20 protein-coding genes are annotated in these 16,699 nt (G+C 43.5%); all 20 read left to right on the forward strand.

The window, feature by feature from the left end:
* Positions 1-95: 95 nt before the first annotated feature.
* Positions 96-926, forward strand: a complete 831-nt coding sequence (locus LG211_RS19235) for a rolling circle replication-associated protein (protein ID WP_269478232.1) — start codon at positions 96-98, stop codon at positions 924-926.
* A 1-nt stretch (position 927) separates the two neighbouring features.
* Positions 928-1,329: a sigma factor-like helix-turn-helix DNA-binding protein gene (locus LG211_RS19240; RefSeq protein ID WP_269478233.1), complete on the forward strand. Its 402-nt coding sequence runs from the start codon at positions 928-930 to the stop codon at positions 1,327-1,329.
* 27 nt (positions 1,330-1,356) lie between these two features.
* A complete protein-coding gene (locus LG211_RS19245) occupies positions 1,357-1,734 on the forward strand; it encodes a hypothetical protein (RefSeq protein ID WP_269478234.1) in 378 nt (125 codons plus the stop codon).
* Between the two features lie 61 nt (positions 1,735-1,795).
* Positions 1,796-2,191, forward strand: coding sequence for a P27 family phage terminase small subunit (locus LG211_RS19250; RefSeq protein ID WP_269478235.1), 396 nt, complete (start codon positions 1,796-1,798; stop codon positions 2,189-2,191).
* Positions 2,184-3,899, forward strand: a complete 1,716-nt coding sequence (locus LG211_RS19255; RefSeq protein WP_336246093.1) for a terminase large subunit — start codon at positions 2,184-2,186, stop codon at positions 3,897-3,899. The genes LG211_RS19250 and LG211_RS19255 overlap by 8 nt, the downstream gene beginning before the upstream one ends.
* Positions 3,900-3,908: 9 nt before the next feature.
* On the forward strand, positions 3,909-5,111 hold the full coding sequence (locus LG211_RS19260) for a phage portal protein (RefSeq protein ID WP_269478236.1): 1,203 nt from the start codon (positions 3,909-3,911) through the stop codon (positions 5,109-5,111).
* Complete coding sequence (locus LG211_RS19265; protein ID WP_269478237.1) at positions 5,098-5,673, forward strand: HK97 family phage prohead protease; 576 nt, start codon at positions 5,098-5,100, stop codon at positions 5,671-5,673. Before LG211_RS19260 ends, LG211_RS19265 begins: the two co-directional genes overlap by 14 nt.
* A 1-nt stretch (position 5,674) precedes the next feature.
* Positions 5,675-7,354, forward strand: coding sequence for a phage major capsid protein (locus LG211_RS19270; protein ID WP_269478238.1), 1,680 nt, complete (start codon positions 5,675-5,677; stop codon positions 7,352-7,354).
* A gap of 12 nt (positions 7,355-7,366) precedes the next feature.
* A complete protein-coding gene (locus LG211_RS19275) occupies positions 7,367-7,642 on the forward strand; it encodes a hypothetical protein (RefSeq protein ID WP_269478239.1) in 276 nt (91 codons plus the stop codon).
* Positions 7,643-7,993, forward strand: a complete 351-nt coding sequence (locus LG211_RS19280) for a head-tail adaptor protein (protein WP_269478240.1) — start codon at positions 7,643-7,645, stop codon at positions 7,991-7,993.
* Complete coding sequence (locus tag LG211_RS19285; protein ID WP_269478241.1) at positions 7,974-8,291, forward strand: hypothetical protein; 318 nt, start codon at positions 7,974-7,976, stop codon at positions 8,289-8,291. The genes LG211_RS19280 and LG211_RS19285 overlap by 20 nt, the downstream gene beginning before the upstream one ends.
* Positions 8,291-8,776: an HK97-gp10 family putative phage morphogenesis protein gene (locus LG211_RS19290; protein ID WP_269478242.1), complete on the forward strand. Its 486-nt coding sequence runs from the start codon at positions 8,291-8,293 to the stop codon at positions 8,774-8,776. Before LG211_RS19285 ends, LG211_RS19290 begins: the two co-directional genes overlap by 1 nt.
* A gap of 12 nt (positions 8,777-8,788) precedes the next feature.
* The gene (locus tag LG211_RS19295; RefSeq protein ID WP_269478243.1) at positions 8,789-9,433 is read left to right on the forward strand and encodes a hypothetical protein; all 645 of its coding nucleotides are present in this window, start codon (positions 8,789-8,791) and stop codon (positions 9,431-9,433) included.
* Positions 9,434-9,436: 3 nt separating this feature from the next.
* Positions 9,437-9,850, forward strand: a complete 414-nt coding sequence (locus LG211_RS19300) for a hypothetical protein (RefSeq protein ID WP_269478244.1) — start codon at positions 9,437-9,439, stop codon at positions 9,848-9,850.
* A gap of 181 nt (positions 9,851-10,031) precedes the next feature.
* Entirely contained in the window at positions 10,032-12,587 is a 2,556-nt protein-coding gene (locus LG211_RS19305) for a phage tail tape measure protein (RefSeq protein WP_269478245.1), read from the forward strand.
* Complete coding sequence (locus tag LG211_RS19310; protein WP_269478246.1) at positions 12,580-13,272, forward strand: distal tail protein Dit; 693 nt, start codon at positions 12,580-12,582, stop codon at positions 13,270-13,272. The genes LG211_RS19305 and LG211_RS19310 overlap by 8 nt, the downstream gene beginning before the upstream one ends.
* A complete protein-coding gene (locus LG211_RS19315; RefSeq protein WP_269478247.1) occupies positions 13,269-14,990 on the forward strand; it encodes a phage tail spike protein in 1,722 nt (573 codons plus the stop codon). Before LG211_RS19310 ends, LG211_RS19315 begins: the two co-directional genes overlap by 4 nt.
* Positions 14,991-15,003: 13 nt before the next feature.
* The gene (locus tag LG211_RS19320) at positions 15,004-15,858 is read left to right on the forward strand and encodes a collagen-like triple helix repeat-containing protein (RefSeq protein ID WP_269478248.1); all 855 of its coding nucleotides are present in this window, start codon (positions 15,004-15,006) and stop codon (positions 15,856-15,858) included.
* Between the two features lies 1 nt (position 15,859).
* Positions 15,860-16,453 (forward strand): collagen-like domain-containing protein, encoded by a 594-nt coding sequence (locus LG211_RS19325; RefSeq protein ID WP_269478249.1) that lies wholly within the window; start codon positions 15,860-15,862, stop codon positions 16,451-16,453.
* Positions 16,454-16,472: 19 nt separating this feature from the next.
* Positions 16,473-16,699 (forward strand): hypothetical protein (locus LG211_RS19330; protein WP_269478250.1); only part of this gene is annotated, 227 nt, incomplete at its 3' end.

Here is a 16,699-nt window from a genome sequence, read left to right on the forward strand (position 1 = left end):
TACCTATCAGAAAAAGTTTTCTACATATATAAAGCCACGCGACTGAAAGTAGGTCGCATTAAAACTTGATAAGAGTATTAAAGTTAGGACAAGCCATGAAATATTATAGAGATACGATCGCTGCTGGAAAAACACTTATGAGAAGATTTGTAGCAAATGCGAGAATTAAAACTGAAAAAGGTCATAAAAGAAACAATCGAATAAACCCAACTAGGGAGACTGTGCAAAAAGTGAATATGAGAAATGCTGCATGGAAACTTTGCGCGCTACTCAATACATATTTTGGAAAAGGCGATTTGTGGGTTACCCTGACTTATGCTAATGAACCAAGCAAGGCAGAGGCCAAAAAGGATCTGGACAGGCTGATCCGGAAGCTAAGGGAGCACCATAAAAAAAATAAAAAGATATTCCGATGGGTTGCGGCTACGGAGTATAATCATAAAAGAATTCATCATCATGTCGTTTGTAGCAGAACAGATTTAGAAATACTGGAAAAATACTGGCCTCATGGATGGGTTACACCAAAACCGTTAGATGCATCCGGGAACTATATCAAGCTGGCCGAATATATCATCAAAGAAACGGATAAGACTTTCCGAGAAGATGATTCACCTGCGAAAGCAAGGTATAGGAGAAGTCGAAACATGCCTATGCCAGAAGTGAAGCGTGAAGAGGTTACGGACAGGGAATTAAGGGATGGCCCGAAAGAGGTAAATGGATATTACGTGGACAAAGACACGATACATAAATACGAGCATGCTATCCTTGGGGTGGATTGCATGCAATATATCATGGTCAGTTTAGAACAGAAACCAAGATTCAAAAAATGGTATCGAGGAAAGCGTATAATATTTGACGGTGAATATAAAGCGCCGGACGAGAGGCAGCTCACAATGGATGAGCTTATTTATGATAGGGAGAATTAGAATGCAAGAAATGACCAGGGAAGAATTGGAATTAAACCTCGTGCGAAAACGGGAACTAAATAATAAAATCAAACGTTTAGAGAATCTGAGAGTGGAGTATGTAGGAGATACGGCCAGAGTGGGAGACGCTAGAAAAGGACCGATTGTAAAAATACAAGGCTACAACAGTGAGGCGGTAGACAGGAGAGCTGCTGAATTGAAAGAAAGAATATTAGAACTTGAGGAATCAATAGAAAAGACGGAACAATGGATTACAGGTTTGCCAGAGGGGGATGAAAGAAATATACTCGAAATGAGATTCGTTGACGGAATGACCCATAAGAGTATAGCTGCGCACATGGGGTATAGCAGATCCCGAGTCACACAGATTATTAATGATTTCTTCAAAAAAATAAAAGATTAACCCAATTAACATTTTTCCGATGCTATAATGATATTAGCGAAAAGTATATTTGAAACACTGAAAAGACCTTGTGCAACAGCAAGGTCTTTTGTTATAGGTAAAATTATGTTTGATTATTACGGATCAAAGTGGAAAAAGAAACGTAAAAAGATATTACGCAGAGATAAATATATTTGTCAGTTGGCAAAGCGATACGGAAAAATTGAAGAAGCGACAGTCGTGCATCACATTTACCCGGCAGAAATGTATCCTGAATATGCCTGGTGCGATTGGAATTTAATCAGTCTCAGCCTTGCTTCTCACAATCAGGTGGAAAATCGTAAGACTGGAAAACTGACTCCGATTGGAATGAAGTTGATGAAAGAAATATCCCCCCCTGATCACAACCTCAAGAAAAAAATTTGATCTACTGGGGAGGGTAGGTTTTTCCATCTCCACGATATTTTTGAAAAAGGGGGATAAAATCATGAGCGGATCAAGCGACAAAGCAAAAATAACCAGGAAACGAAATAAGATTTTCAACGATACAAAGAGAAAAATGGAGGCACTCCACACATACAAGAAAGAATTCGAAACTCCGATCATGCGATATGCAGAACTGCGGATGCAATTTGACGCATTAACAGAACGCTGGCATGAAGAGGGTTGTAAAATTACAGAAGAATACACCAATAAGGCCGGGGCAAAAAACATGCGAAAAACCGCACTTTATCTTTCTTTAGAAACACTTCGAAAGGAATTGATGGAAATGGAAAATATATTTGGATTAACACCGCGAGGGTTGAAAATGATAAAAGTAAGTATGGTTGATAAAACTGGGGGCGGGAAGCTGGCGGCGGCAATTGAGAAATTAGGTGGATAATTATCAGCATTATGAAGAGGTAATGCAGTATGCGAAAGATATTGTTTCCGGAAAAATTATTGCAAACAACTATAGAGTTAAGGGCTGCCAGCGCTTTCTGGATGATTTAAAAAATCCAGCGTATGATTTTATACCGGACGATGCGGAATTTATTATTCGCTTAATCGAAATGACAATTTGCCATCAGCAGGGAGAAAAAGTTGACGGAACACCACTTCGAGGGCAACCGTTTCACTTGTTGCCTTTTCATAAATTCAATATATACAATCTGGTCGGATTTAAACATGCAGGAACGAATAATTTGAGGTTTACCGAGTGCCTGATATTCATTCCGAGAAAAAATATCAAAACAAGTTTTGCGGGCGCATTAGCTTATGCGTTGGGAATCAAATATAGAAAAAGTGGCAGCAAGATTTACATTATCGCAGCGGCATTAAAACAGGCGTTGGAATCCTTTGATTTTATCAATTACAACATTCGAAATATGGGGGAAGAGGATAATTTTAGAATCATTGACAATAACAACGAACACTCCATCAGTGCCGAAATTGGGGATGGATTGTTCTCCGTGATCGCGCTGGCATCAAACCCGGATGCGCAAGACTCGTTCAACTGCAACTTTGCAATCGCGGATGAAATGCACGCTTTCAAAAAACCGAAGCAGTACACATTATTCAAGGATGCGATGAAAGCATACACAAATAAATTGATGATCGGTATATCGACGGCTGGAGATGATCCGATGAGTTTTTTAGCGGGAAGAGTGAATTACGCTAAAAAAGTCTTGGATAAAACGATACGGGATGAACAACTGTTTATTTTTCTTTGTGAAGCGGATCCGGATGAAAATGGGGTGATTGATTACACGAACCCGAAAGTGCAAGAAATGGCGAACCCAGCCTATGGGGAATCCATTCGACCGGAAGAAATTTTGAACGATGCGCTTCAGGCCCAGAACGATCCTCAGTTGCGTAAGGATTTTTTTGCAAAATCACTAAATGTATTCACATCATCCATGAAAGCATATTTTGATATTGCAAAGCTACAAGAATCGGATTCTGAATACAACTGGAAACTGAAAGAGCTGGCAAAACTGCCGATCAAATGGTATGGAGGTGCGGACCTCTCAAAGATGTACGACCTAACCGGTGCGGCGCTCCATGGAAGATACCAGGGAGTAGATATTGCAATCACACATGGATTTATCCCGATCACCGCAGCATATCAAAAAGCGGATGAAGATAATATTCCGTTCTTTTGGTGGAAAGAAAAAGACTGGCTGACGCTTTGTAACGATGAAGTCATTGAATATGAAGAGGTCGTGAAATGGTTCATAAAAATGCGGGATATGGGGTTCCGGATCAAGTGGACCGGATACGACCGGAAATATTCGCGGGAATTTATCTTGAAAATGAAAAAAGCAGGTTTCAAGGTGAAGGACCAGTCACAGCGGTATGTTGAAAAAACAGAGGCGTTTCGTGAGATCGAGAAACAGATCATGCGAAAACGTTTTTATTATATCGGGAATAAAGCATATGAGTATTGTATTAGCAATGTAACGGCCATTGAGGACAGTGATGATTTCATACGGTATAAAAAAATTCAACCGGAGCTGCGAATTGATTTATTTGATGCAGACGTTATTGCATGCAAGCAAATGATGGTCGATCTGGAAAAGTATCAAAAAGCCAGTGAGTGGCTGGAGTAGGAGGAAGAATTGGCGAAAAAAAAGAAAGCAAGAGCGGAACCACAGCAGAGGAACCAATCAGGAATGGCCTGGCTTTGCAGCACAGGTGGATACGATTCATTATGCTGTGAAGGATATACGAGACTCTCTGATAATCCGGAGATCGTTAGCGCGATTAATAAAATTGCTGACCTAATTAGTTCTATGAGCATACATCTGATGGGAAATTCGAAAAACGGGGATGTGCGGATCAAAAATGAACTGTCACGGAAAGTAGACATTAATCCAAACAAATACATGACACGAAAAACCTTTATTTCGGTGATTACTCGGATTCTTCTCCTAGAAGGTGATGGAAACTGCGTTGTATATCCGCAGAGTCAGGGAGGGATGATCGGCGATCTGATTCCGCTACAGCCGCAACATGCAGCATTTCTCTCGGATGGGTTCGGCTATAAAATTTTGTATGATGGCAAGGAATATGCCACAGATGAATTGTTGCACTTTGTAATCAACCCCGGGACGGATTACCCCTGGAAAGGGACTGGCTACCGGGTAGCGTTGAAAGACATCGCAAAGAACCTGAAACAAGCAAGCAAAACCCAAAAAGGTTTCATGGAATCAAAGTGGAAACCGTCAATTATTGTAAAAGTGGATGGGCTGAATGATGAGTTTTCAAACAAAGCGGGTCGGAAAAAACTATTGGAACAATATATTGAATCAAGCGAGGCGGGAGAACCGTGGATGATTCCGGCCGAACAATTTGATATCCAGGAAGTGCGGCCGCTCTCACTGAATGATCTTGCGCTGTCTGATGCAGTAACGCTGGACAAACGGACGGTGGCGGCTATTCTGGACGTTCCGCCTTTTGTAGTTGGCGTGGGAGAATACAAGCGGGAGGAATGGAACAATTTTATCAATACCAGGATCCGGCTGATCTGCAATGCAATCGAAATGGAACTGACAAGGAAACTTTTGATTCAGCCAGACTGGTATTTTCGATTCAACGTCCGGTCCCTTTATGCGTATGATATCGATACACTTTCGACGGTCGGGGCAAATATGTACACACGCGGGATCATGACAGGAAATGAAGTAAGGGATTGGATCAACCTTCCACCGAAGGAAGGTCTGGACGAATTAATCATCTTAGAAAACTATATTCCGCAGGGAATGATCGGGGACCAGAAAAAACTATTGCAAGGAGGTGATGGAGAAAATGGAGAGAACTAAACGACAAGTTCGGAGCATCCTATCAAAGCCGCAGACACGGGAAATAGAAACCGGGGAGTTTATCATCAGTGGGTACTTTTCCGTATTTGGTACAAATTACGAATTGTGGCCAGGTGCAACGGAGAGTGTGGATCCGAACGCATTTGCTGAAACAATGGGAGAAGATATCCGGGCATTGATCAACCATGATACGACGCTGGTTCTTGGTAGGACGAAGGCCGGAACATTGGAATTAAAAGTAGATGAACGCGGCCTATATGGAGAAATCAAGGCCAATCCAAAAGACAGTGATGCAATGAATCTTTATGAACGTGTGAAACGTGGTGACGTTGATCAGTGTTCGTTCGGGTTTGACATTTTAGATGAAGATATGGAAGTGAATGATACGACGGGAGATGTGCATTGGACAATCAAAAAAGTGAAACTGTATGAAGTTTCCGTCGTGACGTTTCCGGCCTATGAGGATACGGCTGTGATTGCAAGAAAAGCGCAGCTGCAGGATGTAAAAAAACGAAGATTGGAAGTCTGGAAACAGAATATGCGAAAGAAAATAGGAGGATAACATGGCACTGAAAGTATTGTTGTTGAGAAAAAAGTTAGAGGCAAAAAATGCAGAGCTAAAAGTACAGCGTGAAAAAGAAAAGGAACTGAAAACCAGAGAAACAGAGCTGGAAAAAGCAATTGATGAAATCCGGGAGGATACACCTGCAGAAGATCAGGAAGCGGTGGAGAAATCCGCAGAAGAATTAGAACAAGAAAAGGAAGCGCTGAAAACAGCAATCCGTGCGCTGGAAGATGATATCAAGGAGATTGAAGAGGCAATCAAGGCGGAAGAGGAGAAAGAACCGACCGCAGATCCAGCTGGAGATACTGGGGATGGTTCGGACGGAGAAGCAAGATCACATGAAGGAGGAGAAGGAAGATCAATGAAAAAGTTTTTTGGAATGAGCAGGCAGGAAAGAGCGGCGTTCTTTGCAAATGAAGAGGTAAAAACATTCTTAGAGCGGTTAAGGGAGATCGGAAAGGAGAAACGGGCCGTTTCCGGAAGTGAACTGATAATCCCAGAGCTGATGCTGGATCTGATCAAAGAAAACGTCGAGAAATATTCGAAGTTGATCAGCAAAGTCAGAATGCGCCCGGTACCTGGGAAAGCAAGACAGAACATCATGGGAAAAATCCCGGAAGCGGTATGGACGGAAGCATGTGGTACGCTCAATGAATTAGACTTCCTGTTTGGGCAGGTGGAAGTTGACGGATATAAGGTCGGTGGGTTTGTTCCAATCTGCAATGCGACACTGGAGGATAACGATGTAAACCTGGCACAAGAAGTGATTGCTGGGATTGGACAGGCAATCGGTATTGCAATTGATAAAGCAATCCTTTATGGTTCTGGTGTAAAAATGCCAATGGGAATTGCGACCAGATTGGCACAGACAGTAAAACCGGCTGATTACCCGGATAAGGCGCCGGAGTGGGAAGATTTACATAGCACAAATATCAAAAAGATGGATGCGGCTCTGAATGGTGCGGAATTTTATTCGCGGCTGATTCTTCACACGGCGGCTACAAATTCCGACTATGCGACTGGAGAAAAGTTCTGGGCAATGAACGAGCTGACTTACGCAACAATTCTATCAAAATCCGTAACGGTAAATATGGCAGGAACGTTTGTTGCGTCGGTAAACGGAACATTGCCGCTTATTAACGGTGAAATCGTGATTCTGAATTTCATGGATGATGGTGATATTGTGGGAGGATATGGGCAGTGCTATTTCTTGGCAGAACGAGCCGGAACATCCGTTGCGGTATCCGATCAGTATAAGTTCGTGGAAGATCAGACCGTATTCAAGGGTACGGCAAGGTATGATGGGATGCCGGTGATTGCGGATGCCTTCATTGTGATCAACATCGAAAATGTGGACGCTGCCACAATCGCAGACTTCAAGCCGGACCGCGCAAATGAGGAAATTGAATTGCTGGCGATTGCTTCCGCTGCCGGGACAAATGCAGGGACAACGAAAATTACCGTAACACCGGAAGTTGAAGCGGGGAACACCTATAAATACAAGGTACTCAATGCTCCGGAACGGGTAAGGAACGGAGAACGGATTAGAAAGGGATGGACCGGATGGGACGGAATATCAGACATTGAAGCAGAACCTGGTACTGTAATTACGGTTGTTGAACTGGATGGTGGCGAAGCTGTAAAAGTCGGTTCTACATCCGTGGCGGTAAAAGAGTAATGGAGGCAGGCCATGAATGGAGCTACAAGGTTGGCAATGCTGCGGAATGATCTGCAGATGCTTACAACATCACAGGATGATTACCTACTACAGCTTATTGAGATGGCCGATGGTTTGATCAAGAAAGAGGGAATTGTTTTGACTGAGGGAGACATAGAAAGTGATGGGCTGGTCGCAATGTATGCAGCGTATCTATTTCGTAAAAGGGCGGGAAGTGAAACAGCTATGCCGCGCCACTTGCGATATGCTATGAATATCACACTGTTCAGCCAGAAAGCAGGTGGATAAATGGCAGCGACATTCGATGATGGGATTTTAAAAATCTATTCCGTGGAGAATGCATCAAAGCCAGGGAAAAAGCCGGAAGAGAGTTTACATCATAAGCTCTCTTCTTATTTTGGTTTTGAAAAAGTTGGTTTGACACGATATTACAAAGCAAAAGGCGCGGACGATCAGGCAGATGAATCTGTCCATATGTATCAGGATCGCAGCATCTCCACGAAGGACATTTGCGTATTAGAAGATGGTCTGCAATACAAGATATTACAGGCGCAACATCAGGAAGACGATGACGGGATACGGATCACGGTATTATCATTGGAAAGGATCGGTAAAAAGTATGCAATTACAGATAGTTGAACAAGCACTCTTGACCGTGACGGACCAGGTGTTTCATTACGAAAAAATGGGCGATATGGAGCGGTACATTGTATGGGCAGAGGATAGTGAAGGAAGCTCCGTAGAGGCGGACAATTATAAAATAGAGCAGTCGATCCAGGGGACCATTGATCTCTTTTCAAAAATAGAAAATGATCCATGGATCGAAGAAATCCAAAAAGCGTTGAACAAAGCCAGGGTTTCTTTCTATTTGAATTCCGTGCAATATGAAGAGGAAACAGGATATATCCACTATGAATGGGTGTGGGAGGTAACATAATGGCGTCTATAACAGTGAAAGGACTGGACGAATATGCGCTGAAAATAGACCGAATGGGGAAAGCGTCAGAAGAAATTATAAAACGTGCAGTATATAAAGGAGCAGAACCCGTAGCAGATGCTATAAAGGCGGGACTGCGCTCGCTGCCAGTAGATGACAGCTATGGATCGGCGGAGCATCCGGTCAATGGGGTAAGTAGGAAACAAAAAAGCGACTTGATTGAAAGCTTGGGAACAGCACCGATTCAGGAATTCAAAAAAGGCTATATCTCAACAAAGATTGGTTGGGATGGATATGGGAGCATCAAAACAAAGAAGTATCCAAAAGGCGTTCCAAACCAAATGCTGATGAGATCGGTTGAAAGCGGAACTTCGTTCCGAAAGAAAAATCCAGTTGTAAGAAAGGCGATCAATAAAGTAAAAAAAGAATCAGTCAATGCAATGGGCCAGGAGATTGACTTGGCCTGCAGTGAAATTATAAAGTAGGGAGGAAATAAAATGGCAATTAAAGGCGTATCGAAACCAATTTGTGCGGAATATAACCACGATGGAGCTGGTAACGTAACATACTCCAATCCGTATAAAGCCGATTGTGCCGTAGAATACGGTGTAGAAATAGAAAGTGGGGAAGATAACGATCTATATGCGGACAATAAGGTCAAAGAACAGGCTGCAGGAACTTTCAGCACTGCGGCGCTCACAATAACTACAGCGGACATGGAACCAAAATTATCCATGAAAATCGTTGGCCTTAAATCTGTAGAACGAGATGTCGGTGGCGCAAAGATAAAAGAAATTGTGCACGATGATGATGCAAGAGCTCCATATCTTGGCTTTGGTATTATAGAGGAGCATCAGATCGACAATATCACAAAATACTTGCCGATTGTGCTTGCGAAGATTCGATTTCGTGATCCGAATTTAGCCGCAAAGACAAGAGAAGGTGAAATCGAATGGCAGACTAAGGAAATCACCGCAACGGTCATGCGGTCGGATCAAGTAGATGAAAACTATAATCATCCGTGGCAATTCAGCCCGGAAGAAATGTATGACACAGAAGCGGGAGCTGAAGCGTACATTATGGCAGTGCTTGGCGCAGCAGAGCAAGTAACGCCGCAAGGCGATCAGAACCTGGAGGTGTAGCAAATGGGAAAAGTCGTAAACATTGAGATTGCAGGAAAACAATATCCAATGTCTTTTTCATTGATGGCATCGAAGAAAATCATGCAGCAGTATGGCGGAGCAGACAAACTAAACGCCTCTCTTCAAAACGGCCAGGATGAAAAAGCAATTGAAATGCTTCTTTCTATATTAGATTTGCTTATTACCCAAGGGTGCGCATATAAAAATTACTTTGAAAAAGATGTACCACCACCAGAGAATGCCCCGATCATTGATGGGAAATGGACGCCGCTTCCGACTGATATCCTGGAAATCGCAATCGGGATTTCGGATATGGAAATGATAAAAGAAAAAATCCAGGAGTGCATTGAGGCGGGAAATCAGAAAAATATAGAAGCGGTATCAAGTAAAAAAAACGTAAAAACCAGGCGGGAGTAAATACTCTCGCCTGGTTTGACATATGGGGTAGAAAAATAGGAATGCAGACGCTGGAATATTCCTGCATGCCAATTGGAGAACTATCAGACTTAGTTGATTTGTATCTTGCGGCAGAAGGGAACATAGCAATCAGAGAAAAGAGAACATACTCCAGCATTCCGGTTGAGTTGAGGTAAAAAATATGGCATATGATATCGGCCCAAGGATCGGCATACAAGGTGAAAAAGAATTTAATAATCAAATTAAGCAAATTAATAATAGCTTGAAAGAGTATGGATCCGAAATGAAAGCCTTGACAAGCAAATTTGCTGAAAATGAAAATGGCCAGGAGGCATTAATTGAAAAAACAAAGGTCCTTGAAAAACAATTTGATGTTCAGAAGCAAAAGGCGGATATATTACAGCAACAATATAATAAGCAGTCTGAAAAACTCAAAGACCTTGCGGACGCATATCAGAAAACCGTAGAAGAATCAGGAAAGAACTCTGATGAGGCGCTGAAAGCCGAGAACGCATTTAACAAACAAACCGAGAGTGTATCAAAACTCAAAGTAGCAATGAATGAGACAGAGAACTACATGAACACTCTGCAGAATTCAATCAATGCAAATAAGACCGCTTTGAATGAAATGGATGCAGGAACAAGGGATGCGGTCACAGGACTTTCTAACCTTGCTGATGCAGCAAAGGGTACGGCAGATCAGCTGGAAAACATTGATAAAAAAATTTCTGCTGGAAATCTTTTGGACGCTGCACAAGAATTGGAGGGAGTTGGGGACAAGATTACACAGATCGGCTCATCCGCAGTGGAGTCTTTTGCAGAAGTGGAGTCAGCAACGATTAAAGTTAATGCTAGGTTCGATGAAACAGGAGAAGCGGCAAAGACAAATGCAGATGTAATCAAAAGCGTATATGAAGATGGCGTCGGTGAATCGATGGATACTGTAGCCGAAGCAGTTATCTTAGTTAAAGATAATCTGAAAAATCTCAACGATACAGATCTCAAGAATATAACCGAACAAGGACTGATTCTTGAAGAGACGTATGGAATTGATATGTCGGAGTCCTTGAGAGGGGTCAACTCTCTGATGAAAAATTTTGGACTATCAGCGACGGAAGCGATGGATTATTTGGTTGCAGGTACACAGACCGGACTGGACAAGACCAACGAACTTGGTGATAACATATCCGAATATGGAGGAAAATTCGAACAAGCTGGGTATACCACGAGCGAATACTTCCAGCTTTTAAAAAATGGACTTGAAGGCGGCGCATACAATCTGGACAAAGTCAATGATGCCATAAATGAAGTGACCACTAGGCTGGCAGATGGAACGATTGAAGATAATATGGATGCGTTTTCTTCGAAAACAAAGGGCGTCTTTGCTGCATGGAAAAACGGAGGAGCAACACAGAAAGATGTCATTGATTCGATCGTTGCTGATATTTCAAACACAACAAATCAACAGGACGCTTTAAATATGGCTGCAAACGCTTTTGGAACAATGGCCGAAGATGGAAATTTAACATTCATTGAATCTTTGACCAGTGTCGGAGATACATATGACGATGTATCAGGAAAAGCCGAAAAGTTCCAAGACGATACTACCACTACTGCTCAGAAGATGGAGGCAACGTCAAGAAAGGTAGAGGATGCGATTGCTCCGCTGGGAGAGTCGATTGCTGACATTGCGGTGGCCATGTCCCCAGTAATCGATGTAATTGCAAAAATCATCGAAAAGTTTTCGGAATTGCCTATGATCGTTCAGGCACCGGTTCTGGCAATTATGGGTTTGATTGTTGCGATTTCAAAAATTGCACCTGTCATGGCAGCGCTGAATCTATCTGGAATTATAGGTGTACTCGCAAAGATTGGTCCATTGATAACATCAACGATATTGCCGGCAATATCGGGAGCATTGCCGATTATTATCGGCGTGATAGCAGCTGTAACGGCAGTTATCCTAATTATAAAGAACTGGGGTACTATCTCTGAATGGTTCAAAGGTGTGTGGGAAACTGTTTCATCGGGCATATTGACAGCATGGGAGGCGGTGAAACAGTTTTTCGATGGGATACCTGAATGGTGGAGAGGAATATGGAAAGGCATATCAGACTTCTTTTCTTCGATATGGAATGGAATTAAATCCGTTGTGACAACCATTGCAGATGCGATCAAAACAAAAGCAGTTACAGCTTTTGAAAGCCTGCGTGACGGAATAAAAAGTGCAATAAGTAAAGTGGCAGATATAATAAAAAGTCCATTTGATACAGCAAAAGATTTTATTGTTGGATTAGCAAAAGACGCTTTCAAATGGGGTTCGGATTTTATTGATGGTCTAAAGGATGGAATTATGAGTGGGGTTAGACATATCATCAACGCAATCAAAGGCATAGCGGACCAGATACGGAGTCTATTACATTTTTCACGTCCAGATGAAGGACCGTTAAGGGATTATGAAACGTGGATGCCAGATATGATGGAAGGACTTGCTCAAGGAATCTACGATAATATCAATAAGATAAAGGCCGCGGCCGGAGCGGTATCGGGTACGATTAACAGCACAATTAATGAAACAATGCCGGAAATGGTTTCGGCTGCTGCAGTAACATACAGCGGAGAAATCGTAATCAAAGGTGGGGATGTTATCATGGACGGAAGAAAAGTAGGGCAGATGCTCGAAAAGAGGGTTTCGCTGAGCCAAAGACAAGGAAGCAGAGGGAAAGGATATGTATGATATAACGTTTAAAGGAAAGACAGGTTACCATAATGGGGTACTGGTAGTAAAACGACCCAATATTCCAGCCCCAGAGAGAAATGTGGAGTACATTGAGATTCCAGGTAGGGATGGCGCGATCACACAGGACCAAAAAACATATAAAAATATCGAAATCAGTATTGAGCTGAATTTTATGGCAAAAGAGACGGAATGGCAACAATGCTTTAGAAAATGCAAAAATTGGCTGCAAGGTGCTGGAAAATTAGAACTCTCAGATGATGCGCAATTCTATTACCGAGTGAAAAATGTTTCTCTTTCTGAAAATGAAAGAACATCTCTCGAAATTGGGAAGTTTACGGCAACGTTCGTATGCGATCCATACATGTACCTAAAAAGCGGCATGAGAGAAAGAGCCATTGAAGAGGTCACTTATAACCCCTACGACCTATCGTGTCCAATTTACATGATTGAAGGTGAGGGAATCTGCGCTATCGATGTTAATGGAAAAACACTTGCGATCAATGTAGGGCAAAATGCTGTGATCGATACAGATTTAATGATTGCATATAGGAAAGACGGGACCTTGATCAATGCACAAGTCTATGGATATTACGAAGACGGGAGACTAAAACCAGGAGATATTTCGTTATATGCTTCAGACGGGTTTAATGTAAAAATTATACCAAACTGGAGGTGCTTATGATACAAATTTATAGTGCAGGAAATACTGATTATGAGAAAAATGGCGATATGATACTCATGCCAACGGAATGCCACATTAAAGCGAAAATGAATGATGCTTGGTATATGGAACTGGAGCATCCGGTGATCACGGAGAAAATTGGGGAGGCACAGTTAAATCGGTGGAAATACATTGAAGAGGGAGCTGTTATTAAAGCTCCTTTTTATAATGGCGAACAACTCTATCGCATAAAGAAAAAAGTGAAGCGGGATAACATGGTAGAAGCTACTGCGGAACCAATTTTTATGGATGCCCTGGGAGATTGCTTCCTAATCGATGTGCGGCCGACGAATAAAGATGGACAAGAGGCGCTTGACCTTATGACGGCGAATAGCAAGTATAAAGGCGTGTCGGATATATCGGGTTTATCAACGGCCTATTATCAAACCATAAACTTAATCGAGGCAATAAACGGCGATAATGAAAACTCCTTCGTGAACCGCTGGGGCGGTGAAATTTTCTTTGATAATTACACGGTCCATGTGAATAAACAAATCGGAAGTGATAAAGGGGTGCAAATCCTATATGGAAAAAATATTAAGGCGGACGGATTTTCGGAGGAGATAGATAATTACAATGTCGTTACTAGAATCATCCCTAAATCCTACAACGGTCATATGCTGGAAGGAGAAAGTCCGTGGGTAGACTCTTCGCTGATCAACCATTACCCGGTCATCCACACAAAAGTTATCCAGTACGAAAACGTGAAGCTTAAAGAAGACGCAAACGAAGGTGACGAAGAAAATGGGCTTACCGTCTGCGACAGTCTGGCGGTCCTACGGCAAGAGCTTGTGAAAAAGTGCAATGCGGAATTTGCGGCCGGGATCGACAAACCCGCCGTGACCATAGAAGCAGATATGGAGCTATTGGAAAACACTGTGGAGTATGAGGAATATAAAATCCTTGAAACGGTTGGCCTGGGCGATACGGTGCATTGCAAACATAGGAAGCTGGGAATACAGACAGATGCACGGGTGATTGAAATGGTTTACGACTGCCTGAAACAGCGCACGGAAAGCGTTGTACTTGGGGATTTTGAATATAACTACTTTCAGGATGTTTCTTCTATCTTCAATCGGGTTGATAGTGCGATTCGGCAAGATGGTTCATTAATCGCACAGCAAATTCAGGGCATCGTGGATGGCATGAAGGCCAGCCTGCGGGTGCAAAAGACAATCGCAAAAAAGCAGGATGTTCGGGCAATTTTGTTCGAGGATTTGAACCCGGCAAGCTCGACCTACGGAGCTATGTGCCTTGGGACATTAGGTTTTCAGATTGCCAATTCCCGGACCGCAGACGGAACTGACTGGGACTGGCGAACCTTTGGTACAGCAAAGGGGTTTAGCGCAGATTTAATTACCGCTGGCACGTTGGCAGCGATTAGGATCCTGGGGGCAACCATAACAGGCGGAACCATAACCGGAACAACGATAAACGGCGTAACAATCAACGGCAGCACAATTATAAGTGAGGCAAACGGGACGAAGATCATAATAACGGGAGGAAAAATCAAAATTGAGGTTACACAAGCAGGACAGGCAAACGCAATTGAACTAACCTACCCTGGGGGCAATACGATTACATTATCCTCCGCTGGTCTCAGTATGCGAGATAATGGCGGGAGTAATAAAACGTTAATTTACCCAGGGAGAATTACAATAAATGGAAGAGCGTTATAGGAGGTGAGAATTTATGGATAAAATAACCGTGCAAATATTTGTCGCAAGTAAAAGCATATCGTACCCAATCAACTATGTGCAGGGTACAAACACGATACCAATTGAGCTGATTTTAGCAGATTACAATATACCATCCGGTGCTGAGGTGAGGGTTTATATCAAAAAGCCATCCGGCAAGGAGGTCTATAACAACTGCACATACAGCGGTAACGTGGTGACGATACAGCCAACCTTACAGATGTTTGCGGAGTCTGGTCGGCAGGTTGGACAGATACAAATCGTCGGAACGGGTGGAGGGATTTTAGTCAGCTTCCTGCTCATCTTCGATGTTGAACAAAATATCATATCGGACAGCGCCGTTGCAAGTAGCGATGAATACGGAGTCCTGGACGCCCTGATCATGGAAGCAAGAGAATCAATACCGAGAGCGACCGCAGCAGCAGGGCGGGCCGAAACAGCTGCCACTGCAGCGGAGGCTCAGGCAGATAGGGCAAAGACAGCAGCGGATAAAGCTGAAACAAATGCAGCAGCGGCGGAGAGCGCAACAGAAGCAACAACGCTTGTAAAAAATGAAATTGAAAGGAAGCTTGCGGCTGGAGAGTTTACCGGTGCGCAAGGCCCTCAAGGGGAAAAAGGCGAGAAAGGGGAACCGGGAAAAGATGGCGCTCAGGGTCTACAGGGTCAAAAAGGTGACACCGGCCCGCAGGGTCCACCCGGTGAAAGCGGTGTCGTGACTCCCGTAAATGCGTTTTTTACAATGTCGGTCGATCAGGAGGGGAATCTTTGGTCGAATTATGCAGACGGCGGTACAGCACCGGAGTTTGAACTCGATAACGGAACACTTTATTTTGTAACGGAAGGAGCTTAATATGGCAAGAACATTAATCGGTAACATTAAAGGCCCAAAAGGAGATACAGGAGGCACTGGCCCGGCTGGCCCAAAAGGAGACAAGGGGGAAACCGGAGGCACTGGCCCGCAGGGGCAAAGGGGGACACACTGGACGCAGGGAACAAAGATTACAGGGACCTCAACAACAGCGACAATCTTTTCCGGCAGCGGCATAACAGCCGCAATTGTGGATGACTGTTATCTTAATACCAGTACGGGGAATACATATCGTTGCACGGTAGCCGGTCCGGCCAGCACGGCGAAGTGGGTCTACACCGGCAATATCAAAGGCCCAAAGGGAGACACAGGAGCGACCGGCCCAACTGGCCCGAAGGGAGAAAAAGGCGAAACCGGAGCGGTCGAAAATTTAGATGCGCAGATCGTTACATTTGCCGAAGCCGCTGAGGCTTTAAATATCCAAAGCGGCGATACAGTAGCTACCGTGTTAGGCAAATTGCTTAAATTCCAGAATACCCAAAATTCGAACTGGGCAAACCTCATTTCAGATGAAACCATCGCAGCTGCCCAGGCTGCAGGCATTGATTTGTCGGGGGGGGGGGGTCCTAAATCTTAATAGGTTGGTGCAGCTGTTTTTGACCAATCCGGTTGTGGAGGAGTATGACAGCGGAGACTGGCATGTAAAAATACACGCAAATGGATGGGTAGAACAGGAAGGGATCATAAACGTAAGTCTCACAGCATCTACCCTCAGCGGTTCAACAGGATTTTATTGCAGGAATGGAATGGTAGGATTCCCCGTTGCGGTCGATATAACAAGACCTCATAGTGTCTACGGGATAGACGCATCAGGCGGAGCAAG

This window comes from Hominibacterium faecale (genome assembly GCF_020734085.1).
GTDB classification, from domain to species: domain Bacteria; phylum Bacillota; class Clostridia; order Peptostreptococcales; family Anaerovoracaceae; genus Hominibacterium; species Hominibacterium faecale.